The 23,815-nt window shown below is 71.8% G+C and carries 27 protein-coding genes; 12 read left to right on the top strand and 15 right to left on the bottom strand.

The genetic code is table 11. The features are described 5' to 3' along the window. Window positions 1–7: 7 nt before the first annotated feature. Window positions 8–283, bottom strand: a complete 276-nt coding sequence (locus ACZ69I_RS05980; RefSeq protein WP_389712489.1) for a GlsB/YeaQ/YmgE family stress response membrane protein — start codon at window positions 281–283, stop codon at window positions 8–10. A gap of 223 nt (window positions 284–506) precedes the next feature. On the opposite strand from ACZ69I_RS05980, the gene ACZ69I_RS05975 reads away from it, so the two are divergent. Then, complete coding sequence (locus ACZ69I_RS05975) at window positions 507–893, top strand: DUF3099 domain-containing protein (RefSeq protein ID WP_389712490.1); 387 nt, start codon at window positions 507–509, stop codon at window positions 891–893. 187 nt (window positions 894–1,080) lie between these two features. Next, window positions 1,081–1,311, top strand: a complete 231-nt coding sequence (locus ACZ69I_RS05970) for a hypothetical protein (protein ID WP_470830610.1) — start codon at window positions 1,081–1,083, stop codon at window positions 1,309–1,311. Here ACZ69I_RS05970 and moaA read toward each other — a convergent pair. The 3 genes from moaA to ACZ69I_RS05955 all read right to left on the bottom strand — a co-directional run bounded on the left by moaA (window position 1,308) and on the right by ACZ69I_RS05955 (window position 4,494). Continuing rightward, window positions 1,308–2,315: a GTP 3',8-cyclase MoaA gene (gene moaA / locus ACZ69I_RS05965; RefSeq protein ID WP_470830609.1), complete on the bottom strand. Its 1,008-nt coding sequence runs from the start codon at window positions 2,313–2,315 to the stop codon at window positions 1,308–1,310. The genes ACZ69I_RS05970 and moaA overlap by 4 nt on opposite strands. A 158-nt stretch (window positions 2,316–2,473) precedes the next feature. Continuing rightward, window positions 2,474–4,111, bottom strand: coding sequence for a solute symporter family protein (locus ACZ69I_RS05960; protein ID WP_470830608.1), 1,638 nt, complete (start codon window positions 4,109–4,111; stop codon window positions 2,474–2,476). Further along, complete coding sequence (locus tag ACZ69I_RS05955) at window positions 4,108–4,494, bottom strand: DUF485 domain-containing protein (RefSeq protein ID WP_467681948.1); 387 nt, start codon at window positions 4,492–4,494, stop codon at window positions 4,108–4,110. Before ACZ69I_RS05955 ends, ACZ69I_RS05960 begins: the two co-directional genes overlap by 4 nt. A 354-nt stretch (window positions 4,495–4,848) precedes the next feature. Here ACZ69I_RS05955 and ACZ69I_RS05950 point away from each other — a divergent pair, with 354 nt between their 5' ends. The 4 genes from ACZ69I_RS05950 to ACZ69I_RS05935 all read left to right on the top strand — a co-directional run bounded on the left by ACZ69I_RS05950 (window position 4,849) and on the right by ACZ69I_RS05935 (window position 9,786). Next, complete coding sequence (locus tag ACZ69I_RS05950; protein WP_470830607.1) at window positions 4,849–6,393, top strand: S8 family peptidase; 1,545 nt, start codon at window positions 4,849–4,851, stop codon at window positions 6,391–6,393. Window positions 6,394–6,482: 89 nt separating this feature from the next. Then, complete coding sequence (locus ACZ69I_RS05945; protein ID WP_470830668.1) at window positions 6,483–7,979, top strand: S8 family peptidase; 1,497 nt, start codon at window positions 6,483–6,485, stop codon at window positions 7,977–7,979. A gap of 80 nt (window positions 7,980–8,059) precedes the next feature. Beyond that, on the top strand, window positions 8,060–8,629 hold the full coding sequence (locus ACZ69I_RS05940) for a hypothetical protein (RefSeq protein WP_470830606.1): 570 nt from the start codon (window positions 8,060–8,062) through the stop codon (window positions 8,627–8,629). Window positions 8,630–8,730: 101 nt separating this feature from the next. Next, window positions 8,731–9,786, top strand: a complete 1,056-nt coding sequence (locus ACZ69I_RS05935; RefSeq protein WP_470830605.1) for a CopD family protein — start codon at window positions 8,731–8,733, stop codon at window positions 9,784–9,786. Here the strand turns inward: ACZ69I_RS05935 and ACZ69I_RS05930 are convergent. The 6 genes from ACZ69I_RS05930 to ACZ69I_RS05905 form a co-directional block, all read right to left on the bottom strand. Further along, a complete protein-coding gene (locus tag ACZ69I_RS05930) occupies window positions 9,755–10,474 on the bottom strand; it encodes a lysoplasmalogenase (RefSeq protein WP_470830604.1) in 720 nt (239 codons plus the stop codon). The genes ACZ69I_RS05935 and ACZ69I_RS05930 overlap by 32 nt on opposite strands. Continuing rightward, a complete protein-coding gene (locus ACZ69I_RS05925) occupies window positions 10,471–11,367 on the bottom strand; it encodes a sterol desaturase family protein (protein ID WP_467681958.1) in 897 nt (298 codons plus the stop codon). The genes ACZ69I_RS05930 and ACZ69I_RS05925 overlap by 4 nt, the downstream gene beginning before the upstream one ends. 177 nt (window positions 11,368–11,544) lie before the next feature. Next, a complete protein-coding gene (locus ACZ69I_RS05920; protein WP_467681960.1) occupies window positions 11,545–12,783 on the bottom strand; it encodes an amidohydrolase family protein in 1,239 nt (412 codons plus the stop codon). Beyond that, entirely contained in the window at window positions 12,780–14,063 is a 1,284-nt protein-coding gene (locus ACZ69I_RS05915) for an amidohydrolase family protein (RefSeq protein ID WP_470830603.1), read from the bottom strand. The genes ACZ69I_RS05920 and ACZ69I_RS05915 overlap by 4 nt, the downstream gene beginning before the upstream one ends. Before the next feature lie 10 nt (window positions 14,064–14,073). Next, on the bottom strand, window positions 14,074–14,958 hold the full coding sequence (locus tag ACZ69I_RS05910; protein WP_470830602.1) for an SDR family NAD(P)-dependent oxidoreductase: 885 nt from the start codon (window positions 14,956–14,958) through the stop codon (window positions 14,074–14,076). A gap of 1 nt (window position 14,959) precedes the next feature. Continuing rightward, window positions 14,960–15,757 (bottom strand): acetoacetate decarboxylase family protein, encoded by a 798-nt coding sequence (locus ACZ69I_RS05905; protein WP_470830601.1) that lies wholly within the window; start codon window positions 15,755–15,757, stop codon window positions 14,960–14,962. Between the two features lie 82 nt (window positions 15,758–15,839). Between ACZ69I_RS05905 and ACZ69I_RS05900 the strand changes: the two genes are divergently transcribed. The 6 genes from ACZ69I_RS05900 (at window position 15,840) to ACZ69I_RS05875 (ending at window position 21,392) form a co-directional block, all read left to right on the top strand. Next, window positions 15,840–16,514: a TetR/AcrR family transcriptional regulator gene (locus tag ACZ69I_RS05900; RefSeq protein ID WP_467681968.1), complete on the top strand. Its 675-nt coding sequence runs from the start codon at window positions 15,840–15,842 to the stop codon at window positions 16,512–16,514. Between the two features lie 31 nt (window positions 16,515–16,545). After that, the gene (locus ACZ69I_RS05895; protein WP_470830600.1) at window positions 16,546–17,541 is read left to right on the top strand and encodes a DEDDh family exonuclease; all 996 of its coding nucleotides are present in this window, start codon (window positions 16,546–16,548) and stop codon (window positions 17,539–17,541) included. 114 nt (window positions 17,542–17,655) lie between these two features. Continuing rightward, a complete protein-coding gene (locus tag ACZ69I_RS05890) occupies window positions 17,656–17,889 on the top strand; it encodes a hypothetical protein (RefSeq protein ID WP_361727257.1) in 234 nt (77 codons plus the stop codon). Between the two features lie 81 nt (window positions 17,890–17,970). Next, window positions 17,971–18,759 carry an SURF1 family cytochrome oxidase biogenesis protein gene (locus ACZ69I_RS05885; RefSeq protein WP_470830599.1) on the top strand — a complete coding sequence of 263 codons (789 nt, stop codon included), beginning with the start codon at window positions 17,971–17,973 and terminating at the stop codon, window positions 18,757–18,759. An 87-nt stretch (window positions 18,760–18,846) separates the two neighbouring features. Then, window positions 18,847–20,631: a glycoside hydrolase family 15 protein gene (locus ACZ69I_RS05880; RefSeq protein WP_470830598.1), complete on the top strand. Its 1,785-nt coding sequence runs from the start codon at window positions 18,847–18,849 to the stop codon at window positions 20,629–20,631. Between the two features lie 5 nt (window positions 20,632–20,636). Further along, the gene (locus ACZ69I_RS05875) at window positions 20,637–21,392 is read left to right on the top strand and encodes an SDR family oxidoreductase (RefSeq protein WP_470830597.1); all 756 of its coding nucleotides are present in this window, start codon (window positions 20,637–20,639) and stop codon (window positions 21,390–21,392) included. Window positions 21,393–21,455: 63 nt separating this feature from the next. On the opposite strand, the gene amaP is transcribed toward ACZ69I_RS05875, so the two are convergent. From amaP to ACZ69I_RS05850, 5 genes are read right to left on the bottom strand one after another with little or no spacing between them, the layout of a single operon-like run. Continuing rightward, window positions 21,456–22,034 (bottom strand): alkaline shock response membrane anchor protein AmaP, encoded by a 579-nt coding sequence (gene amaP, locus ACZ69I_RS05870; RefSeq protein WP_470830596.1) that lies wholly within the window; start codon window positions 22,032–22,034, stop codon window positions 21,456–21,458. Window positions 22,035–22,039: 5 nt separating this feature from the next. Continuing rightward, window positions 22,040–22,705 carry a DUF6286 domain-containing protein gene (locus tag ACZ69I_RS05865; protein WP_470830595.1) on the bottom strand — a complete coding sequence of 222 codons (666 nt, stop codon included), beginning with the start codon at window positions 22,703–22,705 and terminating at the stop codon, window positions 22,040–22,042. Continuing rightward, window positions 22,702–23,046 (bottom strand): Asp23/Gls24 family envelope stress response protein, encoded by a 345-nt coding sequence (locus ACZ69I_RS05860; protein ID WP_467681983.1) that lies wholly within the window; start codon window positions 23,044–23,046, stop codon window positions 22,702–22,704. The genes ACZ69I_RS05865 and ACZ69I_RS05860 overlap by 4 nt, the downstream gene beginning before the upstream one ends. Window positions 23,047–23,049: 3 nt before the next feature. Then, window positions 23,050–23,235 (bottom strand): hypothetical protein, encoded by a 186-nt coding sequence (locus tag ACZ69I_RS05855; protein WP_404756833.1) that lies wholly within the window; start codon window positions 23,233–23,235, stop codon window positions 23,050–23,052. Between the two features lie 34 nt (window positions 23,236–23,269). Continuing rightward, window positions 23,270–23,755, bottom strand: a complete 486-nt coding sequence (locus tag ACZ69I_RS05850; protein ID WP_467681985.1) for an Asp23/Gls24 family envelope stress response protein — start codon at window positions 23,753–23,755, stop codon at window positions 23,270–23,272. Between the last annotated feature and the right edge of the window lie 60 nt (window positions 23,756–23,815).

Raw genomic sequence — 23,815 nt, 5'->3', positions numbered from 1 at the left:
CGTGCTGCTAGGCCGTTCGTCGATTGCCCCGGATCATCTTGTACGCCGCGTCACCCAGGCCGACGACGACCACCGCCGCCACCAGCTGCAACGCGTGACGGCCCCAGTCGATGCCCTTGGTCTCGTTGATGCCGAACTGCGTCGCGAGCCAATTGCCCAGGACGGCTCCGATGATGCCGAACACCGTGGTCAGCCAGAGCGGACTGTGCTGCTTCCCGGGCAGGATCGCCTTGGCAATCAGCCCCAGCACGAATCCCACGATGATCGCCCACAACCAGCCCATAGCTGCCTCCTCGTAGCTCTGGATGAGCGTTACGGACAGTGTCGTCCGGTCCGCCATACGGCGCATGTCGGGCACCGCCATACGTGGCACGGCGCAGCAGGAGCAGCGAGGTGAGGGCTGCCCCGGTCTCGTAGGCTGCGCAGCCGCGGCGTAACGTTGAGCCGGTCGGACCGGGGCATGTCTCACGGAGAGTCCGGCACAGCGGACAGGGCGGTGGAGCGTGATGCGGAAGCAGAGCAGCGGCCAGGTCTTCCGGATCACGGGGGCCCGGCAGGGTCTCGCGGAGGATGTCAGGGGCAGGCAGCGCCGGTATGTGATCTCCATGTCGGTACGGACCGTGTCCGTGGTGGCCGCGGCCGTGCTGTGGAACGTCGAGCGGCACGTCGCGCTCGTCGCTCTGGTACTCGGCATCCTCCTGCCGTACGTCTCGGTCGTGATCGCCAACGCCGGCCGGGAGAACATTCCGTCCTTGCCGTCGACGTTCGTGCCCGCTCCTTCTCGGCCAATGCTGGCGCCGCCCGTCGCCGCCGGTGCCGCGGAATCGGCCCAGGAAGATCCCCTGGAGCCCTCGCACGACCAGCGGCGGGGCGCGGCGAGCGAACAGAGCTGACCGTCGACGTTGCGCCAAGCTCAAGAAAACCTCAGATCAATCATGTAGTTCCGGTGCCAGTCACCGGGTCCCCCATGACATACTTCGTACGCGCTCCGCATCCCCCGTCGGAGCGACAGACCGACGCCGGGCAGCTCCCCCCGTGGCTGCTCGGCGTCGCCTTGTTGTGAAGCACTTGGACGCGACTGTGAGTGACGAAATCCCCATCTGTTCCGCCAAGGGCTGCCGCGTCGACGCGGTCTGGGTGCTCGCCTGGAACAACCCCAAGATCCACACGCCGGAGCGGCGCAAGACGTGGCTCGCGTGCGAGGAGCACCGGGAGCATCTCGCCCAATTCCTGGGTGTGCGCGGGATGTTGAAGGAAGTCGTCGCCCTTGACGAATGGGACGCCCGGCCCGGTCCGAACGAAGAGCGCTAGCCGCCGATCGCCGACATCGGGCGCTCCGGCTGCAGGAACGAGGGGTCGTCCAGGCCCGAGCCCGCCTTCTTGCCCCACATCGCGAGCTTCCAGATGCGGGCGATCGTCTCGTCCGAGCCGTCCGTGGTGTCCTCGGGGGCCGCGCGCAGGGCCCCGCGCAGGTCGGTCTCCTCGGTGGCGAAGAGGCAGGTGCGCACCTGTCCGTCGGCGGTCAGCCGGGTCCGGTCGCAGGCCGAGCAGAACGGGCGGGTCACCGAGGCGATGACACCGACGCGGTGCGGGCCGCCGTCGACGATCCAGCGCTCCGCGGGGGCCGAGCCGCGCTCCGTGGAGCCTTCCTCGGTGAGTTCGAAGCGGGTGCGCAGGGACGTCAGGATGTCACCGGCCGTGATCATGCCGTCGCGCTTCCAGCCGTGCTGGGCGTCGAGGGGCATCTGCTCGATGAAGCGCAGCTCGTACTCGTTCTCGACGGCCCAGGCGAGGAGGTCGGGGGCCTCGTCGTCGTTCAGCCCCGGCATCAGGACGGTGTTGACCTTGACCGGGGTGAGGCCGGCGTCGCGGGCCGCTTCGAGGCCTTCGATGACGTCCTTGTGGCGGTCACGGCGGGTGAGTGTCTTGAACACGTCGGGGCGCAGGGTGTCCAGGGAGACGTTGACCCGGTCGAGGCCCGCGGCCTTGAGGGCCTCTGCGGTGCGCTTGAGGCCGATGCCGTTGGTCGTCAGGGACATCTTCGGGCGGGGTTCGAGCTGGGCGCAGCGCTCGACGATGCCGGCGAGGCCGGGGCGCAGGAGCGGCTCGCCGCCGGTGAAGCGGACCTCGGTGATGCCGAGCCGCGTGACGGCGATGCGCACGAGGCGGACGATCTCGTCGTCGGTGAGCAGGTCGGGCTTGGCCAGCCACTGCAGGCCTTCCTCCGGCATGCAGTACGTACAGCGCAGATTGCAGCGGTCGGTCAGTGATACGCGCAGGTCAGTGGCTACGCGGCCATACGTGTCGATGAGCACTGCGGCCCCTCCCCGGCGGTTGGTGCTGATGTTCCCGACTGCTTTCGACCTTACGCCAGACCTCTGACAACGCCATGGGCCATTTGCCACGAGGAACGATGCGGCCGCGTCGTAGGACTCTACGACGCGGCCGCTACGGCCGTGTGAACAAGTGGCCGTCAGTGGGCTCCGACGCCGGTGAGGGACTTGACCTCCAGCTCCGCGTACTTGCCCTTGTCCGGCTCCTCCTTGGACAGGAGCGAGCCGAGCCAGCCGAGCAGGAAGCCGAGCGGGATGGAGATCAGGCCCGGGTTCTCCAGCGGGAAGTAGTCGAAATTCGCGTCGGGGAACATCGAGCTGGGTTTGCCGGAGACGACCGGTGAGAACAGCACCAGGCCGACGGCGGCGACGAGGCCGCCGTAGATGGACCAGAGCGCGCCCTGCGTCGTGAACCTCTTCCAGAACAGGCTGTAGAGGATCGTCGGCAGGTTGGCGGAGGCCGCGACCGCGAAGGCGAGGGCGACCAGGCCCGCCACGTTGAGGTCGCGGGCGAGGGCGCCGAGCGCGATGGAGACGACGCCGATGAAGACGGTCGCCCAGCGGGCGGCCTTCATCTCCTCCTTCTCGGTGGCCTTGCCCTTGCGGATGACGTTGGCGTAGATGTCGTGCGCGAACGAGGACGACGAGGCCAGGGTGAGGCCCGCGACGACCGCGAGGATCGTGGCGAAGGCGACCGCGGAGATCACCGCGAGCAGGAGCGCGCCGCCGGTGGAGTCGCCACCGCCGCCGATCTCCATGGCGGCGAGCGGCGCCGCGGTGTTGCCCGCCTTGTTGGAGGCGATGATGTCGCCGGGCTTGAGCAGGGCGGCGGCGCCGAAGCCGAGGACGATCGTCATCAGGTAGAAGGCGCCGATGATGCCGATGGCCCAGTTCACGGACTTACGGGCGGCCTTGGCCGTGGGCACCGTGTAGAAGCGGATCAGGATGTGCGGCAGGCCGGCGGTGCCCAGGACCAGGGCGATGCCGAGCGAGATGAAGTCCAGCTTGGTGGTGCCGCTCGCGCCGTACTTGAGGCCGGGCTCCAGGAAGGCGGAGCCCTTGCCGCTGTTGGAGGCGGCGGTGCCGAGCAGGTCGGAGACGTTGAAGTCGAACTTCAGGAGGATCAGGAAGGTGATGAGGATGGTGCCCGCGATGAGCAGGACGGCCTTCACCATCTGCACCCAGGTGGTGCCCTTCATGCCGCCGATGGTGACGTAGACGATCATCAGCACGCCGACGAGGGCGACGATGAGGATCTTGCCGGCGTCGGACGTGATGCCGAGGAGCAGCGAGACGAGGACGCCCGCGCCCGCCATCTGCGCGAGCAGGTAGAAGATCGAGACGACGATGGTGGAGGTGCCGGCCGCGGTGCGCACCGGGCGCTGGCGCATGCGGTACGCGAGGACGTCGCCCATCGTGTACCGGCCGGAGTTGCGCAGGGGTTCGGCGACCAGGAGGAGTGCCACCAGCCAGGCGACCAGGAAGCCGATGGAGTAGAGGAAGCCGTCGTATCCGAAGAGGGCGATGGCGCCCGCGATGCCGAGGAAGGACGCGGCGGACATGTAGTCGCCGGAGATCGCCAGGCCGTTCTGGAAGCCGGTGAACTGGCGGCCGCCCGCGTAGAAGTCGGCGGCGCTCTTGGTCTGCCGCCCGGCCCACACGGTGATGAAGAGGGTCGCGACGACGAACGCCGCGAAGAGGCTGATGATCAGCGTCCGGTGCTCGGAGGCGTCGGTCGCCGCGGCCAGGTCGATGACGGCGGGGTGCGCGGGGCTCATGCGTCGCCCTCCATGCGGGTCTCCATGCGGGACTTGATCGCCTCGGCCTTCGGGTCGAGCTTCGCGGCGGCGTGCCGCGAGTAGAACCAGGCGATGAGGAACGTGGTCAGGAACTGCCCGAGGCCGAGGACCAGGGCGACGTTGATGTTGCCGAACAGCTTGGTGCCCATGAAGTCGCCCGCGTAGTTGGAGAGCAGGACGTACCCGAGGTACCAGGCGATGAAGGCGATGGTGAGCGGGAAGGCGAACGAGCGGTGTGAGCTGCGCAGTTCAGCGAAGTCCGCGCTCTCCTGCACCTCGGTGAACTCCTCCGTGGAGGGCGCGTGGGGAGCGGGTTCTTTTCCTGCGCCACCCTTCGAAGGGGGCGGTGCGTCGGTGGCCACGGAGTCTCCTCGTGGGGCGGGTGGGGTGGGGACGGACAGTTGTTCCATGAGCTCTCGGGCCTCACATCCGGAGTGACGCGGATCACGTGGGCCACGGATGGCGATGCTAGGGCCACGGGACGTGATCCGACAGGGGGTTGATGTTGCTTCCGTTCTCTGCTCAACGTCCTGTCGGGGCCCGCGACGTGGCCGAACTCCCGCATTTCTTCGGCAAGTCATTGATGGCCTGGGAGTTTCAGGGTTAGCTTCACCCTGAACCACCCGTCATGTACCTGCCCGAGCACCGGTCGTGTTCGGGCAGTTCCGTATGCAATTCCGCATGCGGTTCTCGTCTCCGGATGATGTGGAGATCCCATGGCTCATCTGCGTTCCAGACGTCGTACGGCGCTCACCGTGCCGCTCGGCCTCGCCCTCGCCGCCTCGGTCGGCTTCATGCCCGGCGCCGCCACCGCGGCCCCGGACGACTCCCCGTCCCCCGTGTCGGCGCGGGCCGCGCAGGACGCCCCCGTCCTCGCGTACGTCGTCAACACCCGTACGGACCGCAAGACGATCGCGGCCGTCAAGCGGGAGATAGCCAGGGCCGGCGGCACCGTCGTCGTCACCCACGAGAAGATCGGCGTCATCGTCGTGCACTCCGCCGATCCGGAGTTCGGCGAGCGGATACGCGGCGTCCGCGGCGTGCAGTCCGCGGGCGCGACCCACACGTCGCCGCTGAAGGCGGCGGGCACCACCGACGACGGCCCGGCGAAGCTCCTCGGCAAGGCCGCGGCCAAGTCCCTGAAGCAGCAGGCCGCGCCGGGCGACGAGCCCATGGAAGCGGACCAGTGGGACCTCCGGGCGATCGGCGCCGACAAGGCGGCGAAGATCAACCCGGGCAGCAAGAAGGTCACCGTCGCCGTGATCGACACCGGCATCGACGACACCCACCCGGACCTCGCCCCCAACTTCTCGGCCTCGCAGTCCGCGAGCTGCGTCGGCGGCAAGGCGGACACCACCGCAGGGGCCTGGCGCCCGTCGTCGAAGGACAGCTACCACGGCACGCACGTGGCCGGTGAGATCGCCGCCGCGCGCAACGGCGTCGGCGTCGCGGGCGTGGCGCCCGGCGTGAAGATCTCCGCCATCAGGGTGGCCGACCCGGTCGACGAGCTGTTCTACCCGGAGAACGTGGTCTGCGCGTTCGTGTTCGCCGCCGAGCACAGCGTCGAGATCACCAACAACAGCTACTACGTGGACCCGTGGCTGTACAACTGCGAGGACGACCCGGACCAGAAGGCCATCCTCGACGCGGTCAACCGCGCCCAGCTGTACGCCCAGAAGAAGGGCACCCTCAACCTCGCCTCCGCGGGCAACTCCAACCACGACCTGGACTCGGACGCGATCGTCGACAACTCCAGCCCGGACGACTCCACTCCGGTGCCCCGCACCATCGACCCGCACGAGTGCTTCGACGTGCCGACCCAGCTGCCCGGTGTCGTCACCGTCAGCGCGACCGGCGTGAAGAACCTGAAGTCGATCTACTCCAGCTACGGCAAGGGCGTCGTCGACATCGCGGCCCCCGGCGGCGACAAGTTCCAGATCCCGGCCGACACCCCGTCGAAGAACGGCCGCATCCTCTCCACCATGCCGGGCGGCGAGTACGGCTGGCTGCAGGGCACCTCGATGGCCTCGCCGCACGCCGCCGGCGTCGCCGCGCTCATCAAGTCCACGCACCCCGAGGCGGGCCCGGCCGAGCTCCAGCGGCTCCTGAAGAAGCAGGCGGACCGCCTGGAGTGCCCGACCGCGTACGACCCCGACGGTGACGGCGACATCGACGCGGTCTGCCAGAGCGGTGGCAGGAACAAGAACGGCTTCTACGGCAGCGGCCTCGTCGACGCGCTCGACGCCGTGAAGAAGAAGTGAAGAGGAGACAGCTCGTGACCAGGTCCCACACCACGGCCGCCGCCTTCCTGCGCTCGCGGCGCGCGCTCGCCCTGCCCCTCGGCGGTGCGATGGTCTGCGCCGTCGCCTTCCTGCCGGGCACGGCGTCGGCCCGCCCCGCGGCGCTGCCGGACACCCCGGCCGCGGCCTCTGCCCCGGCCTCCGCGTCCGACGCCGCCTCGATGAGCTACGTCGTGAACGTCCGTCCCGGCAAGGGCACTTCGGCGCGCGTCGAGAAGGCCATCGCCAAGGCCGGCGGCTCCGTCGTCATCGCCTACGACCGCATCGGCGTCATCGTCGTCCACTCGGCGAACCCGGACTTCGCGAAGACGATCCGCGAGGTCAAGGGCGTCGACTCGGCGGGCGCGACCCGCACCGCGCCGCTCTCCGCGCAGGCGGACGACGCCCTGGAGTCGGAGCGGCCGCTGACCGCCGCCGAGGCGAAGGCCGCGGCGGGCCGGGCCTCGGCGGGCCAGGACGAGCTGGAGCCCCTGCAGTGGGACCTGCCCGCCATGAAGGCGGACAAGGCGCACGAGATCTCGCTCGGCAGCCGCAAGGTCACCGTCGGCGTGCTCGACTCGGGTGTCGACGACACGCACCCCGACATCGCGCCGAACTTCGACCGGGGGGCCTCGGCGAGCTGCCTGGGCGGCATACCCGTCCAGAAGGGCGACGCCTGGCGTCCGGTGTCCGGCGAGAGCGACCACGGCATGCACGTGGCGGGCACCATCGCCGCCGCGAAGAACGGCACCGGCGTCACGGGGATCGCGCCCGGCGTGAAGGTGGCGAGCCTGAAGGTGGCCGAGCCCGCGACCGGCATGTACTACACGGAGGCCGTCGTCTGCGGCTTCGTGTGGGCGGCCGACCACGGCGTCGACGTCACCAACAGCAGCTACTACACCGACCCGTGGCTGTTCAACTGCACGACGGACGACGACCAGAAGGCACTGGTCGACGCGGTCGGCCGGGCGACCAGGTACGCCGAGCGCAAGGGCGCGGTGAACGTCGCGGCCGCGGGCAACGCGAAGACCGACCTCGCCCAGGACGAGATCCTCGACGACTCCAGCCCCGACGACACCACCCCGGTGCCGCGGACCGTCAAGACCAAGGACTGCTTCGACATCCCGTCGCAGCTGCCCGGTGTCGTGACGGTCTCCGCCACCGGCGCCAAGGGCATCAAGTCGTCGTACTCGAACTACGGCAAGGGCGTCATCGACATCGCGGCGCCGGGCGGTGACTCCACCAAGTACCAGCCCCCGCAGGCACCGGCCGTCGACGGCCGCATCCTGTCGACGCTGCCGGGCGGCAAGTTCGGCTACAAGGCCGGTACGTCGATGGCGTCCCCGCACGTCGCGGGCCTCGCCGCGCTGGTCAAGTCCACGCACCCGCACGCGTCCGCGGCGCGGGTGAAGGAGCTCATGTACCGCCAGGCGGACCGGATGGCGTGCACCGATCCGTACGACTACGACGGTGACGGCAAGGTCGACGCGGTCTGCGAGGGCGGCCGGAACAAGAACGGCTTCTACGGCGTGGGCATGGCCGACGCCCTGGACGCCGTGCGCAAGTAGCGCCGTTTCGCGGTGGTTCGGGCCGGGCGGAGAAGGGCCGCCCGGCCCTGCGTGAGGGGCACGGGAGAGGATGTCGAACCATGTACGAATACAGGGACGGTCAGTTCGTCGGATCCAGCACGGAGGCGTGGGTGGCCTGGCCCGTCCGGCCCCGGTGGCAGCTGATGCTCCGGTTCGCCGCGACCGTGGTGTTCATGCCGCTCTGGATCGCGTTCGGGATCGTGGTCTTCTGTGCCACCCTCGCCATCGGCCTGCTCACCGAGGTCATCGCCGCCGTGAGCTCCTCGTACGAGAAGGGTTTCGACCGGTTCATGGACAGCGCGCTGGGGCGGGTCACCACGCTCCCCCGCTGGTGCGTGCTCTGGTCCGAGGCGCGGTACGAGGGGGACACCGAGCACTACCGTGCCGAGGTCGACAAGCACCTCGCCCGGTGGACCGCCAGGGCCTCGGCCCCGCGCGAGCCCAGGAAGCCGCTGCCGCCCACCGAGTGCGAGATCCCGCGCCGCGTCTACCGCGGTGTCGGCGGCCACTACGTCGTGCGGGCCGCGGCCGCCCAGGGGTGGGAACTGCGGCCGTCGGAGCCGGAGAAGTCGATCAGGCTGTGGTGGTCGGCGGCCTCCGCGCCGGAGGGAACCGCGCGCCCGGCCTAGGCCGGATGTCCCGTCCGGACCTTTGCGCCCGATCGCAACGGTATTGCCCCGGTCGTCCCGCAGGACTTGCCCGACGCGGGACCCCTGGTGAAGATCCAGTGGTGAGCTCCGTACGACCGTCCGTCGAGTCCGGAGGCGACGCCACCAGCGGCATACCGGCCCCCGCCCCCGTCTCGCGCCACGCCCCGCGCCGCCGCCCGTCCGCGGGACGCGCCGCCACCGCCCTCGCCCTGGTGCTCGTCGCCGCGCTGATTCCCCTGTTCGGCCCCTCGGCGGCGCTGCGCGGCACGGGTGAGGCCCAGGCACCGGGCACGGCCGTGATCACGTTCCTGCGGGCGGTCCTGTTCGCCGCCCTCTCCGTGCCGCTGGGCGAGGTGTTCGCCGTCCGCCTGGCCCGTCGGGTCCCGGGGGCGCCGCTGGACCGGGCGCCCCGCTGCTGGGCGCCGTACGCGGCGTGGGCGGGGTGCGCCGCGGCCCTCGGGCTCGCCGCGATCGTGGCCAACGGCAACCTCGTCCCGCGGGAGCTCGCCGACCTGGACATCGGCCGCCTCTACGACACCCGCGACGGCAGACTCGCCCTCCTGGAGGTCAACGCCTTCATCGTGGCCGCCCTCTGCGCACGCTCCCGGCGCCCGGCCTGCGCGGCCCTCCCGTCGGCCGCGGTCATCGTCGCGGAGGCGCTGCGGGCCCACCCTCCGGTGGAGGACTCCCCGCTCGCCGGCAGCGGCCTCACCCTGGTGCACCTGGCGTGCGGGGCGCTGTGGGCGGGCGGCCTGTTGTACGTCCTGCGCCTGCTGCGCCGGTGGCGGACGTCCGCTCCGCGGGAGGCCGTCGCGGTACTGGGTCTCTACGCGCGCGTGGCGGCCGTCCTGTTCGCCACGATCACGGCGACCGGCGTGTGCAGCACGCTGCGCCGCATGCCGCCGGAGACGGTCGTCGACCAGCTCACCGGCACGGCCTACGGACGCGCCCTGCTCGCCAAACTGCTGCTCGTCGCCGCCGTCGCGGCGCTCGCGCTGCTGGCCCGCCGCCGGTTGCACCGGGCGGCGGACCGCGTGTCGGCGTACGTTCCGGCGCGCGCCGAGGTGATCGCGCTGGGCCTCGTCGTGGCGCTCTCGGCGCTGCTCACCGCGGTGCCGGTACCGATCCGCTGGTGAGTTCCGCCGGGCGCGGTCGCGTCCCGGCGCCGGTCCGGAGCACCGCTCGGGCCAGCAGGAACTGGGCCGCGATGTACGTGATCATGATGGCGAAGTCGGGCCGGGGCAGCTGTGGCCAGTCGGCGACGCCGGTGGCTATGAGGGTGTCCGAGAGCAGGAAGAGGGCCCCTCCGGCGGCGGCCGTGGCGCCGAGTGTGGTCGCGCCGAAGGCCATGGCGGTGAGCAGCAGGCTGTAGCCCGCGACCGGGCCCCGCATGTCGGCGGGCAGGTCGGGCCAGAGCAGGGTGACGGTGCCGGCGAGGGCCAGGGCGTACACGGCGACGAGGCCCGCTCCCCGCGCGCGGGGCGAGCCGGTGCCTCCGTACGCCGCGTACCGCCGGATGTCCCCGTACCGCCTGAACAGCACCAGGTAGCAGACGTGTCCGGCGGCGAAGGAGGCCATTCCGGCGAGGAAGGCGGGCTCGGCGTCGAAGAGCAGGAGCGTGTCGCCGCCCCAGCCGAAGAGGAGGGCCGCGATCAGCAGCGGGGGGCCGCCGAGCGTGGCGGCGTACCCGGCGAGCAGGGGCATGAGCAGCGGTTTGAGGGCGGCGTGTCCGGGGCCGGAGTCCGCGAGGAGCGCGACGAGATCGCCGGCCGCGGCGACGCCGAAGGCGGCGAGCAGGAGTCCCGGCGCCGGCCGGCGCGTCACGCCGCGCGCTCCGGGACGCTCACATCGGGGGCGGGCACGGCCGCCGGGTGCGCCTCGGGGGTCTTCGGCTGCCAGCCGGGACCGCCGAAGACGCGCCCGGCCCGCTCGCGCCAACCGGTCGCCGCCTTCAGGTCCTTGGCGATGGCCGCGTACTCGTGGGTCGCGACGCGCAGCGGGTTGTACGTGTCGATGTTCTTCGTCAGTCCGTACACGGGACGGTCGGTCTCGGCGACCCAGGAGCCGAACAGCCGGTCCCAGATGATCAGAATGCCGCCGAAGTTGCGGTCCAGGTAGCCGCCCTGGGACGCGTGGTGCACGCGGTGGTGCGAGGGCGTGTTGAAGACGTACTCGAAGGGGCGGGGCAGCTTCCCGATGCGCTCGGTGTGGATCCAGAACTGGTAGACCAGGTTGGCCGACGAGCAGAACGCCAGCGCGGCCGGGTGGACGCCGCAGGCGATGAGCGGCAGGTAGAACGGCCACACGGTGAGGCTCGTCCAGGGCTGGCGCAGCGCCGTCGTGAGGTTGAACTTGCGGCTGGAGTGGTGCACGACGTGGCAGGCCCACAGGATGCGGATGACGTGGTGGCCCCGGTGCGACCAGTAGTAGAAGAAGTCCTGGGCGAGGAGCATCAGCGGGACCGTCCACCACAGGACCGGCACGCGCAGCGGGGTCAGCTCGTAGACCAGCGTGTAGATCGCGACGATCGGGATCTTCCACAGGAAGTCGAAGACGAGGCTGCCGAGTCCCATGCCGATGCTGGTGGCGGCGTCCTTGGTCTCGTACCCCGCGGCGTCGTCGTCGGGATGGATCCGGTGGCTCACGATCTCGACGACGGTCAGCAGCACGAAGGCGGGGATGGACCACAGCACGACATCGGGCAGGTTCGGGGACATGCGTGCACCGTAGAACGGCTATTCGTCCACGACTAGGGGTTGTTACCGACAAGTATTACCGGCGGTACGGGAGTGGATGTTGGTGATCCTCGCCAAAGGCCGGGCTTCAAACCCGGCACGCCGCCCGGCACGCCGCCCAGGAGCCCTCGGCCACCGCGGGCCCTGGACGGCGCCCCGTCACCAGACCCGCACCGACCCTCCCGTCGCGAACACCGGGCTCGTCGCGGCGGCGGGCGGCTCCTTGAGGGGTTCGTCCAGTTCCCGGACCGTGGGTCCCACGCGCGCGGCGATCTTCCCGAGGCGCTCCAGGTCGAAGCCGTAGACGCGGGCCGCGTTGCCGCCGACCATGGCCGCGATCTCCTCCTGCGGCAGGCCCGCGTAGGAGATGCGCAGGCCTTCGCGCGAGTAGGGGTACGTCCCCTCGTCGTGCGGGTAGTCGCTGCCCCACATGATCTTGTCGAGGCCGATCCGCTCGCGCAGGGCCGCCTCGTGGGGGCGCATGAAACTCGCTCCCACGAAGCAGCTCTCGCGCCACACCTCGGAGGGCCCCTTGCCCATCGCGTCGGCGAGACCGGCACCGAACTTGGCCTCGGCGGTGTCCGGGGCGCCCGCCTTCCGCGCCGCCGCGACGAGCCGCTCGTGGTAGTAGTCCAGCATGTCGAGCACGCCGGGTATCCACCCCGAGCCCTGCTCGGTGAGGACCAGCCTGAGCTGCGGGTGGCGGCGGAAGGCGCCGCCGAAGACGAGGTGCCACAGGGCCCGGTGCGAGAACCACGTGGTCTCGACCATGAACACCGCGCGCGCGGCCGGCTCCTCGCCGAGCGGCGGCGAGGCCGAACCCGCGTGGTGGTTGACCGGCACGCCCAGCTCGGCGCAGGCCGCCCAGATCGGGTCGTACGCCGCCGAGTAGAGCTCGGGCAGGCCGGAGCCCGGCGGGGTGCCGGGCAGCATGAGGCCGCCCGTCAGACCCGCCGCCACCGACCGGTGGATCTCCTCGACGGCCCGGTCGACGTCGTTCAGGAGGATCTGGAAGACGCCCGCCCTGCGGCCCGGGGCGGCCGCGCAGAACTCCGCGAGCCAGCGGTTGTGGGCGCGCAGGCCCGCCCAGCGCTGCTCGAACTCCTCGCGGGTCGGCGCCGGGGCCATCAGGGACGCCGAGGGGAAGAACGGCGGGATGGTGTTGGGGAAGACGACCTCGGCGACGATGCCGTCCGCCTCCAGCTCGGCGACGCGGCGGTCCGAGTTCCAGTTGCGGTCGGCGGTGTCCGCGAGGAGGTCCTCGTACGGGTTGACGTAGGTGGCCGCCCACGCGTCGAACGCGTCGTGGTGGCGCGACTCCAAGTAGGGCCGGTAGTCCAGGAGATCGGCGCCCGCGTGGCAGTCCGCGGAGATGACGGTGTAGCGGTCCTCGGTCATCGGGTCACCCCCAGCGTCGGGAAGTCGTGGTCGGTCAGCCAGTGGCGGCCCACCTCGCGCGAGCGCGCCCAGGCGGCCTCGACGGCCCGCTGGTCGCCGTCCTGGCCGAGGTCGGCCGGTGTCGGGCCGATGCGGCGGGCCAGCGGCGCGAGCTTCGCCGTGTCGAAGCCGAAGACCTCGGCGGCGGCGAGGCCGAGCATGCGGCGGGTCTCCGCCACGGGGATGTCGTGGAAGGTCTTCCGCAGCCACGCGCGCGTGTCGGGCCAAGTGCCCTCCGGGTGCGGGAAGTCGCTGCCCCAGAGGATGTTGTCGACGCCGATCTCGTACCGCTGGGCGAGCTCGCGGCGCTTGGTGTTGGTGGCGCAGACGAAGATCTGCCGGTCGAGGTAGGCGTGCGGCGGGCGCTTCAGCTCCGCGAAGGGGGAGAGCTTCTTGCCGCCGTGCGCGCCCAGGTAGAGGCGGTCCATGAACCACAGGAGGTTCGGCAGCCACCAGCAACCCGACTCCGCGACGCCGAACTTGAGCCCGGGATGGCGCTCGAAGACGCCGGACCAGAGCATGAACCACAGCGGACGGGCGGGCCACCACGTCACTTCGGAGACGTAGATCCCGAGGTGGTCGCCGTACTCGTGGCGGGGCGCCGCCCCGGAGTGCGTGACCACGGGCATGGCGCACTCGGCGGCCGCGGCCCACACGGGGTCGTAACGCCGGTCGTGGTAGGGCGCCTTGTCGACCCACATGGAGGGGATCATCAGCGCGCCGAGCCCGGACTCCTTGGCGCGGTGCACCTCGGCGACGACGCGGTCGACCTCCCCGGTGATGGGCAGCAGGGCGACGCCGCAGTGCCGTTCGGGATGATCGGAGACGAAGTCGGCGAGCCACCGGTTGTGCGCCCGGGCGCCCGCCATGCCGAGCTCGGGGTCCTGGTCGCCCGAGAGGCCCAGCCCCACGCCGAAGGGCGCGGCGGTCCGGCTGTCGACGGCGTCCGCGTCGGGGAAGACGACCTCGGCGGCCACGCCGTCGCCGTCCAGTTCCTTGAGGCGCTGCGCGGCGTCCCAGCCACCGCGCAGGCCCTCTTCGTTGTCCTTGAACCACTTGGCGGCGAAGGCGTCGTTGCGGATGCCGAGCCGGGTGGCCTCCCCGCGGCGGGCGTCGCGCTCGCCGAGGAAGGCGTCGAAGTCCCGGTGGAAACGGCTGTCGAGGTAGGGCCGGTACTCCTCGGTGGGGAGCCCGGCGTGGCAGTCGGAGGAGATGATCAGGTAGGGGTCCTGGTCGGTCATGACGTGCCCTTCAGTCCAGAATGAAGCTCTCCAGATACGCCGGGTTCGCGCGGTCGAGCATCGAGCGCGACCTGGCCTCGATCTGCCGGTCGCTGTGCTCGCTCGGCGGCAGCAGCCAGAAGCGGCCGGCCGCGATGCCCTCCGCCACGAAGTCCGCGACCTCCTCGACGGGCGTGAACTCCACCTCCTGGCCGGCCTCCTTCATCGCGGCCTCCCACTGGTCGAGGCTGCGGTAAGGGGTCCTGCGGGGGCGGGACTTGGCGTAGCGCTCGGGGCGGTTGCGGTGCGACTCCCAGAGGCCGGTGCGGAGCATGTGGGGGCCGGGGAAGAGCACGGAGGCGCCCACGCGCGCGTGCTCCGCCTTCAGGTGCGCGTACAGCGACTCGGTCATCGTCACCACGGCCGCCTTGGTGACCGCGTACACGGAGGCGGTGGGCAGCGGCGCGATGCCGCCGTCGCCGGAGGAGGTGTTGACGACGTGGCCCGGCTCGCCGCCCGCGATCATCCGCGGCACGAAGGCCTGGACGCCGTGGAAGACGCCCCAGACATTGACCTCGAAGGCCCACTTCCAGTCGTTCGGCTCGTGCTCCCACAAGCGGCCCTCGGCGCCCGAGCCGACCCCGGCGTTGTTGCACAGCACGTGGACGGCGCCGAACTTCTCGTACGCCTCCTCGGCGAGGGCGAAGACCTGCTCGCGCGCCCCGACGTCGACCACGCGCGCGTGCACCGTCGCCCCGTCCTCCCGCAGGGCGGCGGCCGCTTTCTCCAGGACGCCCTCCTCGACGTCCGCGAGGACCACCTTCAGGCCGTCCGCGGCGAACCGCCGGGCCATGGCGAGTCCGATGCCGCCCGCCGCGCCGGTGACGACGGCGACCTGTCCCGCGCGCAGCTCCATCTCAGGCGCTCCCCTCGGGCGGCCCGTCGAGGATCTGCGCGGGGTCGTCGTAGCGCTGGTGGATGTAGGGCAGCAGGGCCTGGGCGTCGACGCGCTCGACGACGCGGCCCCGCTGGTCGGTGGTCTTCTCGCCGATGGTGATCTCGACGAGCGCGAGCACGGGCAGGTCGGCCACCGGGTCGTACATCGACTCGCGCAGGACGACGTCGCCGGTGACGGCCTCCAGCTTGCGGACCTTCTCGTTGCGTACGCAGTGCACGAGCACCGGGTCCGCGTCGAAGCCCGAACCGTCCACCGCGGGCAGGAACTTGAAGTAGAAGTCGGTCTTCCGGGTCGGCTCGGGCAGCGGCAGGGCGCCGCCGACCGCGCCGCGCACCTCCACGAACGCGATGCCGTGGCGGGCGAGGCGGGCCCGTACGACCAGACCGTCGCGCTCGACCTCCACCTCGCCGAGCTTCTTCGGCTCCCCGAAGACCTCGCGCCCCCCGATCAGCGCCCGCTCGTGGGTCATGGGCATCACCAGCGGGTACCAGCCCCGCACTCCCCCGTGCTCGGCGGCGACGGCGACCGAGCCCGCGCCCAGCGGATAGCCGGGCAGGTCGACCTTGCTGATGTTCGCCCGCACCAGGGGGCGCCCGGTGGGTTTCAGCGGCGGCGGCAGGACCGCCGCGACCGCGTCCGGATCGCTCTCCCAGAGGGCCACCACCCCCGTCGACCAGATGTCGGGGAGCTTGGAACTCGCGGTGCGCGCGGCGGCGATCTCCGCCTCGTCGCGCGCTCCGTAGCGAACGCGTGCCATGTCGTACCACCCTTCGTCAGCGCGGAATCGGGTCCGCGGCCGGGACTTGCGGCGGTTCTGTAACACAGTTACAACAGGACGCGTGAAGGGTAAAGAGACAGAGCGCGAGGAACCGCGGACCCGTCCGGCCAAGGAGGCCCGCGGGCATCTGGACCGGGAGCAGGTCCTCGCCACCGCGGCGCGCCTCGTCAAGCGGCACGGCCCCGAGGCCCTCACGATGCGGGCGCTCGCCGCCGAGCTCGGCACCGCCGTCACCTCGATCTACTGGCACGTCGGCAACCGCGAGTCGCTCCTGGACGCCCTCGTCGAGCGCACCCTCGCCGACCTCGGTGAGATCCGCGCCACCGGCCGCACCCCCGTGCAGCGCGTCGCCTCCGTGGCCCGCGCCCTGCGCCACCAGCTCCTGGACCACCCGCACCTCGTCGCGATGGTCCACGAAAGGGGCCTGACGGAACGGATGTTCCTGCCCGCCCAGCGGACCCTCGTGCACGAGGTGCACGGGGCGGGGCTGCGCGGCGCCCGTGCCGCCGATGCCGTGCGCGCCGTGCAGGTCCATGTCGTCGGCCATGTCCTGGTCGAGCGCAACCGCGAACGCGCCCCGGAACAGCACCCGGGCGAGGAGGAGCTGTGGACGGCGCGGACCGCGGAGGAGGACGGCGCGCTCGCCCGCGCGCTGGCCGGACCGCACGATCCGGCCGCACTGTTCGACGTCTCCGTCAAGGCTCTGGTGACCGGACTGCTCGGACCGGCGCCCTGACTGTCAGTCGCGGCCCGTATCCTCATGGACCATGCTCGAAGACCGCACGACCGCAGCGTCCGCAGCCCCCTGGCCGGCCGCGTACCCAACGGGGTACGCGGTCGTCGACGTGGAGACCACCGGCCTGGCCCGCGACGACCGCATAGTGTCGGCCGCCGTCTACCGCGTGGACGCCCGGGGCGAGATCGAGGACCACTGGTACACGCTGGTCAACCCCCAGCGCGATCCGGGCCCGGTCTGGATCCACGGCCTCACGACCGCCATGCTCGCCGACGCCCCTCTCTTCGGGGACATCGCCGAGGAGTTCGCCGCCCGCCTCGACGGCCGCGTCCTCGTCGCGCACAACGCCGTCTTCGACTGGTCGATGATCTCCAGGGAGTACGCACGCGCGGAGCGCACCGCCCCGGTGCGCCAGCGGCTGTGCACCATCGCGCTCTCCAAGGAGCTCGCGCTCCCGCTGCCCAACCACAAGCTGGAGTCGCTGGCCGCGCACTTCGGCGTCGAGCAGCGCCACGCGCACAACGCCCTGGACGACGCGCGCGTGCTCGCCGAGGCGTTCAGGCCCAGCCTGCTCGCGGCGGCGGGCGGCAACGTCCGCCTGCCGCTCCTGGAGTGCCGGCCGCTCACCGAGTGGTCCGACGGCGCGCCCCGCATCGGCCGCCAGTCGACGGGTCCGGCGCCCGCCTCCTCGTACCGGCCAGGGAGTTGGCGCCCCTCGCGCAAGCGGCAGCCGTGCCCGTACCCGAACCCGGGGCGGTACGAACCGGGCAAACCACTCAAGCAGGGCATGCGAGTGGCCTTTTCCGGGGACACCTCCGTGGAGCGCGAACTCCTGGAGGACCGGGCGGTGGAGGCCGGGCTGCACATCGCGACGAGTGTGTCCCGCCTCACGAGCCTCCTCGTCACCAACGACCCGGAGTCCGGCACCTCCAAGACCGTCAAGGCGCGCTCGTTCGGCACGCCGGTGATCGACGAGGCGGCCTTCGGACAGCTCCTCCAGGACGTGACACCCGCCACGGAGCCGTAACCGCACAGGCGTTCCTCGACAGGGCACGCCGCCCGGTGTCAGACGGGTGATTGCCGCACGACTCGCCCGCCGACCGCTCGCCCCGCACCACCGCCGCGCCCCACCCTGTGGCGCATGGCACGTTGCGAGGTCTGCGGAAACGACTACGGCATGTCCTTCGAGGTGCACGCACAAGGTGCGGTGCACGTCTTCGACTGCTTCTCCTGCGCCATCCACCGCATGGCGCCCATCTGCGAGCACTGCCGGTGCCGCATCATCGGCCAGGGCGTCGAGGTGGAGGGTCACTGGTACTGCGGCGCCCACTGCTCGCGCGCGGAGGGGATGGTGGGCATCGTCGACAACGTCTGAGCCGGACACCGTCCGGGCCGGTCCCGCGCTCATCCCGACCCCTCTCCCGGCACCCCACGACCCTGGATGTACGGTCGTGGGGTGTACCGCTTCCTGTTGTCCCGGCAGTGGGTGATCCTCACCCTCATCGCCCTCGTCCTCATCCCCGTGATGGTCGAGCTCGGCTTCTGGCAGCTGCACCGTCATGAGCACCGCGTCGCGCAGAACCAGCGGGTCACCGAGGCGCTGGCCGCCGACCCGGTGCCCGCCGAGAAGATCACCTCGCCCGGCCACGAAGTGCCCAAGTCGGACCTGTACCGCCGGGTGAGCGCCAAGGGGACGTACGACACGAAGCACGAGGTCGTCGTGCGCCGCCGCACCAACTCCGACGACGAGGTCGGCTTCCACGTCCTGACCCCGTTCGTCCTGGCCGACGGCAAGGTCCTGCTCGTCAACCGCGGCTGGATCCCCGCGGACGGCCCGCAGACCGCCTTCCCGAAGATCCCCGCCGCCCCCAGGGGCGAGGTCACCATCACCGGCAGGCTGAAGGCCGACGAGACCTCCGCGGCCAGCGGCATCAAGAATGTACGCGGCCTGCCGGACCGTCAGATCATGCTGATCAGCAGCGGGCAGCAGGCCGACAGCCTCGGCAAGCAGGTCCTCGGCGGATACGTCGAGCAGACCTCGCCCGAGCCGCCCGACAACTCGCCCCAGCTGATCGCCGAGCCCGACCACAGCGGCATCGGCCCGCACATGGCGTACGCGGTCCAGTGGTGGCTGTTCGCCTCCGGCGTGCCCATCGGCTGGGTCATCCTCGTGCGCAGGGAGCGGCGCGACCGCGCGGCCGCCGCGCAGACCACCGCCGACGAGGCCGTGCCCGCCGGCGCCTGAACCGGCCGCCCGGCACCCCCGCGGGGCCGCCACGGGACCGGATCACCGCCCGGATTGGCCGGGCCCCTTCCCGGGAAACCGTTCCCCGTGCATCACCCCATCGAGGACTACGCGCTCATCGGCGACCACCAGACCACCGCCCTGATCGGCAGGGACGGCTCCCTGGACTGGCTCTGCCTGCCCCGATTCGACTCCCCCGCCTGCTTCGCCGCGCTGCTCGGCGACGAGGAGAACGGCCACTGGCGCCTCGCCCCCGAGGGAGCGGGCGCCTGCACCCGCCGCGCCTACCGCCCCGACTCCCTCGTCCTGGACACGGAGTGGGACACCGAGGACGGCTCCGTCCGCGTCACGGACTTCATGCCGCAGCGCGACCGCGCCCCCGACGTCATCCGCATCGTCGAGGGCCTCAAGGGCACCGTCACCCTGCGCAGCACGCTGCGGCTCCGCTTCGACTACGGCTCGGTCGTGCCGTGGATGCGCAAGAGGGACGGCCACCGCATCGCGGTGGCGGGCCCCGACTCCGTGTGGCTGCGCAGCGAACCGGCCGTGCACACCTGGGGCCACGACTTCGGCACCCACTCCGAGTTCACCGTCGAGGAGGGCGAGAAGGTCGCGTTCGTCCTCACCTGGCACCCCTCGCACGAGCCGCGCCCACCGCTCGTCGACCCGTACGAGTCGCTGCGCGACAGCCTGGCCGACTGGCAGGCCTGGGCGGCGCGCTGCGACTACGACGGCCCGCACCGCGACGCCGTCGTCCGCTCCCTCATCACCCTCAAGGCCCTCACCTACGCCCCCACGGGCGGCATCGTGGCCGCCCCGACCACCTCGCTCCCCGAGGAGCCCGGCGGCGTCCGCAACTGGGACTACCGCTTCTGCTGGCTGCGCGACTCCACCCTCACCCTGGGCGCACTCCTCGCGGCCGGCTACTCCGAGGAGGCCGAGGCGTGGCGCGACTGGCTGCTGCGCGCGGTCGCGGGCGACCCGGCCGACCTGCAGATCGTGTACGGCCTCTCCGGAGAGCGGCGCCTGCCCGAGTACGAGATCCCCTGGCTGCCCGGCTACGCGGACTCCGCCCCGGTGCGCATCGGCAACGAAGCCGTCGAACAGCTCCAGCTCGACGTGTACGGCGAGGTCGTCGACTCCCTCGCCCTCGCGGACCGTTCGGGCCTCGACACGCCTCCCCACGCCTGGCACCTCCAGCTGTCCCTGCTCGAATTCCTGCACGAGAAGTGGCGGGAACCGGACCAGGGGCTGTGGGAGGTGCGCGGCCCGCGCCGCCACTTCGTGTACTCGAAGGTGATGGTGTGGGTCGCCGTCGACCGCACGGTGCGCGCCCTGGAGGAGAACCCGAAGCTGCGCGGCGACGTCGACCGCTGGCGCCGGCTCCGCGACGAGGTCCACCAGGAGGTCTGCGAGCGCGGCTACGACCCGGCCCGCAACACCTTCACGCAGTCCTACGGCTCCGCCGAACTGGACGCCTCGCTGCTCCTCATCCCGCGCGTGGGCTTCCTGCCCCCCGACGACCCGCGCGTCATCGGCACCATCGACGCGGTCCACGCCGAGCTCGGCCACAACGGCTTCCTGCGCCGCTACACCGCGGACCAGACCGCCATCGACGGGCTGCCCGGCCAGGAGGGCGTCTTCCTGGTCTGCTCGTTCTGGCTGGCGGACGCCCTGCACATGACGGGCCGCACCAAGGAGGCACGCGACCTCTTCGACCGCCTCCTCTCGCTCCGCAACGACGTGGGGCTGCTCGCCGAGGAGTTCGACCCCGCGTCCGGCCTCCAGCTGGGCAACTTCCCGCAGGCGTTCAGCCACATCGGTCTGGTCAACACCGCCCTCGCGCTCTTCGGGGAGGACGCGGGAGGATAGGGGCCATGGATCTTGGACTGAAGGACCGTGTGTACGTAGTCACCGGCGCCACCCGCGGCCTGGGCAACGCCACCGCCCGCGAACTGGTCGCGGACGGCGCGAAGGTCGTGATCACGGGCCGCGACGAGAAGACCGTCGCCGAGGCGGCCGCCGAGCTCGGCGAGCGGGCCGTGGGCGTCGCCGCCGACAACGCCGACCCGGCCTCGGCGGCCACGCTCGTCGCCGCGGCCCGCGAGCGCTTCGGCCGCTTCGACGGCGTACTGATCAGCGTCGGCGGGCCCGCCCCGGGCTTCGTCGCGGACAACACCGACGAGCAGTGGCAGGCGGCCTTCGAGTCGGTCTTCCTCGGCGCCGTGCGACTCGCCCGCGCCGCGGCCGCCGAACTCGGCGAGGGCGGCGTCATCGGCTTCGTGCTCTCGGGTTCGGTGTACGAGCCGATCGCGGGCCTGACGATCTCGAACGGCCTGCGCCCGGGCCTCGCCGGATTCGCCAAGTCCCTCGCCGACGAGCTCGGCCCGCGCGGCATCCGTGTCCTCGGCGTGCTCCCCGGCCGGATCGCCACCGACCGCATGCGCCAGCTGGACGGTCTCTCCCCCGACCCGGAGGCCACCCGCGCCGCGAACGAGGCGGGCATCCCGCTGCGCCGCTACGGCACTCCCGAGGAGTTCGGCCGCACGGCGGCGTTCCTGCTCTCGCCCGCCGCCTCGTACCTGACCGGCATCATGGTGCCGGTGGACGGCGGATCGCGCAGCGGCTTCTGACCGCGCCGGAGATCCGCGCAGAGAGTCCGCGCCGGGAATCCGCCGCGGTCTCGGCCGCGTGGCTCAACTCACGCGTTCGGCGCGGTGCTTGACCCCGCGCAGCCGCACCGTGGCCGGCAGGCTCGCGAGCCCCGCCGAGTCACGGGCGTGCGCGAGGGCCTGGGCGGAGAGCCGGTGCAGCGCGTCGGACGGTGTCGCGTGGGGTTCCAGGACGAGCTCCACGCGCGCCTTCGGTGTGCGGCGCCGCCCGGTCAGGGCGACCCGGGCGCGGTCGACGCCGTCCAGCGCCTCGGCCTCGCCCGCCAGTACGTTCTCCATGGCCCGGCCGCGCAGCAGCGCGCCCTCGCCGTCCCCGGTCTCCACCAGGACCTCGGCGAGACGGCGCCTGCGCAGCTGGGCGGAGAGCCACCAGAGCGCGAGCAGGACGACCACCGCGAGGACGGCGATGACCGTGGGCCAGAACCAGTCCTCGTCCCGCCAACGCGCCCGGTCGGCGGCGCTGACCAGCACGTCGTGCCGCCCGTCGTGGATCCACCACGAGGGCGGGGACGCGCCGAGGCCCACCGCGAGCACGGAGCCCCCGAGGACGAGCAGTACGAGCCCGGCGAGGGCGAGGACCACGCGGTTGACGGTGCGCGGCATCGCGCTCACCCCTTCCTGCCGGGCCGGGCGACGTGGACGGAGAGGCCGGGGGCCCGCGCGAGGCCCAGTTCGTGGATGCCGTCGGTGAGTGTGGTGTCCAGGTCGCGGCGTACGTCGTCGAGTTCGCGGAAGTGCGACACGGCGTGCACGTCCACCTTGGAACGCTTCATGCGGACCCGCACCGACTGCACGCCCGGCACGTCCATGGCCCGGTCGCGCAGGACCATGGCGGCCGCGCCCCGGTACAGACCCGCGCGCACGTCGGAGTGCGTGCGTCGCATCGGCAGGACGGCACGCTGTCCGGGCGTCACCGCGAGCACCAGGAGCCAGAGTCCGGCGAGGGTCGCCACAGCGGCGCCGACGAGCACGGTGGTGTCGTCGAGGGGCCGCTCGCCGAGCTGGCGGGCCAGTTCGCGCCGCCACCGCATCGCCGGATGGTCGGCCCGGACCGCGACGACGTCGTACAGGAGCAGCCCGCAGCCGCCGAGCACGAGGAGCGCGAGGACGGCCGCGGGCACCCGGCGGGCCGACCAGAAGCGGCGGGCCTTCTCCCCCTCGGGGAGCGTGGGCAGCGGCTGGTAGGCGGAGGCGGAGGCCGACTGGTCGAGGTCACTCCCGGCCTGCTCGACGACCGGCAGCGGTCGGGTGGCGCCGCCCTGGGGTTCACTCATCGGATCCTCCCCTGTGCCGCGGCGCGTACCTGCGCCGAGTGCAGCCGCTCCACCTGGACGGCCACCTCCGGCACGTCCATCCCCGCCAACGCCTTTACCCGCTCGGCGACGTGGCGACGCACCGCGCCGCACTGACCGCCGATGTCGCAGGGGTAGTCCAGTTCGAGGCTGACCCGGACGCGGGCCGCCTCATGGCGGACGGAGACCGTGGCGCGCGGCGGCGGGCCGTCGGGCGGAACCGCGTCCACCGCCTCGCGGGCCGCCTGCGCGGCGATCTTCGCGACGACCCGGTCGGCGATCCGGGTCGCGCCGCGCTCGCCCGGTGCGACCTGTTCCGCCACCTCTCACCGCCCCCGGTCGCCGCGGCCGCGGAAGAAGTCGCCGGGCTCCAGGTCCCCCTCGAGGAACCTGCCGGCCACGAAACCGATGGCGCCCAAGGCGGCCACCAGCAGGAACGCCCCGAATCCGCCGAAGTATCCGGCGAACCCGAGGGCCATTCCGGCCACCATGCCGATCACGGCCATGCTCATCGTGCGCTCCTTAGCGGTACGTCAGCGGTACGTCCTACTGAAGGCGTCCCTGGGGCTCGTCGTCGTCCTCGTCCGGCAGTTTCACATCGCTGACGGCGATGTTGACCTCGACGACCTCGAGCCCGGTCATGCGCTCGACGGCCGTGATCACGTTCTCGCGTACGTCCTGCGCGACGTCCGCGATCGATACGCCGTACTCGACGACGATCTCCAGGTCGAGGGCGGTCTGTACCTCGCCGACCTCGGCCTTCACGCCGCGCGAGACGGACTTCGAGCCGCCGGGGACCCGGTCGCGCACGGCCCCGAAGGTCCGTGCGAGGCCGCCGCCCATGGCGTGCACGCCCTCGACGTCGCGTGCGGCGAGCCCGGCGATCTTCTCGACGACGCCGTCCGCGATGGTGGTGCGGCCCCGGCTCGCGGGATCACCGCCGCCCCGTCCCGGCGCGGACTTCGCCGCGCTCTCGTCGGGGGAGTTCTTCTCCAGCGTCTGAGACGCCTTGCGCTGTCCGGTGTCGGTCATCGCCGTCCCGTTCCTTTCGACAGGGGGATCTGCTCCGTCGAATGAGGCTGCTTCTGCGCC

It is taken from the genome of Streptomyces sp. NPDC036815, assembly GCF_055609205.1.
Note: the sequence above shows the minus strand (reverse complement) of the source record. Positions and strands in the feature narration are given on the sequence as shown.

Excerpts from the sequence above, each read along its gene's own strand:
- ACZ69I_RS05980 (WP_389712489.1), bottom strand. The coding sequence starts at position 283 with ATGGGCTGGTTGTGGGCGATCATCGTGGGATTCGTGCTGGGGCTGATT.
- ACZ69I_RS05975 (WP_389712490.1), top strand. The coding sequence starts at position 507 with ATGCGGAAGCAGAGCAGCGGCCAGGTCTTCCGGATCACGGGGGCCCGG.
- ACZ69I_RS05960 (WP_470830608.1), bottom strand. The coding sequence starts at position 4,111 with ATGAGCCCCGCGCACCCCGCCGTCATCGACCTGGCCGCGGCGACCGAC.
- ACZ69I_RS05950 (WP_470830607.1), top strand. The coding sequence starts at position 4,849 with ATGGCTCATCTGCGTTCCAGACGTCGTACGGCGCTCACCGTGCCGCTC.
- ACZ69I_RS05945 (WP_470830668.1), top strand. The coding sequence starts at position 6,483 with ATGGTCTGCGCCGTCGCCTTCCTGCCGGGCACGGCGTCGGCCCGCCCC.
- ACZ69I_RS05940 (WP_470830606.1), top strand. The coding sequence starts at position 8,060 with ATGTACGAATACAGGGACGGTCAGTTCGTCGGATCCAGCACGGAGGCG.
- ACZ69I_RS05925 (WP_467681958.1), bottom strand. The coding sequence starts at position 11,367 with ATGTCCCCGAACCTGCCCGATGTCGTGCTGTGGTCCATCCCCGCCTTC.
- ACZ69I_RS05920 (WP_467681960.1), bottom strand. The coding sequence starts at position 12,783 with ATGACCGAGGACCGCTACACCGTCATCTCCGCGGACTGCCACGCGGGC.
- ACZ69I_RS05915 (WP_470830603.1), bottom strand. The coding sequence starts at position 14,063 with ATGACCGACCAGGACCCCTACCTGATCATCTCCTCCGACTGCCACGCC.
- ACZ69I_RS05910 (WP_470830602.1), bottom strand. The coding sequence starts at position 14,958 with ATGGAGCTGCGCGCGGGACAGGTCGCCGTCGTCACCGGCGCGGCGGGC.
- ACZ69I_RS05905 (WP_470830601.1), bottom strand. The coding sequence starts at position 15,757 with ATGGCACGCGTTCGCTACGGAGCGCGCGACGAGGCGGAGATCGCCGCC.
- ACZ69I_RS05895 (WP_470830600.1), top strand. The coding sequence starts at position 16,546 with ATGCTCGAAGACCGCACGACCGCAGCGTCCGCAGCCCCCTGGCCGGCC.
- ACZ69I_RS05890 (WP_361727257.1), top strand. The coding sequence starts at position 17,656 with ATGGCACGTTGCGAGGTCTGCGGAAACGACTACGGCATGTCCTTCGAG.
- ACZ69I_RS05875 (WP_470830597.1), top strand. The coding sequence starts at position 20,637 with ATGGATCTTGGACTGAAGGACCGTGTGTACGTAGTCACCGGCGCCACC.
- amaP (WP_470830596.1), bottom strand. The coding sequence starts at position 22,034 with ATGCCGCGCACCGTCAACCGCGTGGTCCTCGCCCTCGCCGGGCTCGTA.
- ACZ69I_RS05865 (WP_470830595.1), bottom strand. The coding sequence starts at position 22,705 with ATGAGTGAACCCCAGGGCGGCGCCACCCGACCGCTGCCGGTCGTCGAG.
- ACZ69I_RS05855 (WP_404756833.1), bottom strand. The coding sequence starts at position 23,235 with ATGAGCATGGCCGTGATCGGCATGGTGGCCGGAATGGCCCTCGGGTTC.
- ACZ69I_RS05850 (WP_467681985.1), bottom strand. The coding sequence starts at position 23,755 with ATGACCGACACCGGACAGCGCAAGGCGTCTCAGACGCTGGAGAAGAAC.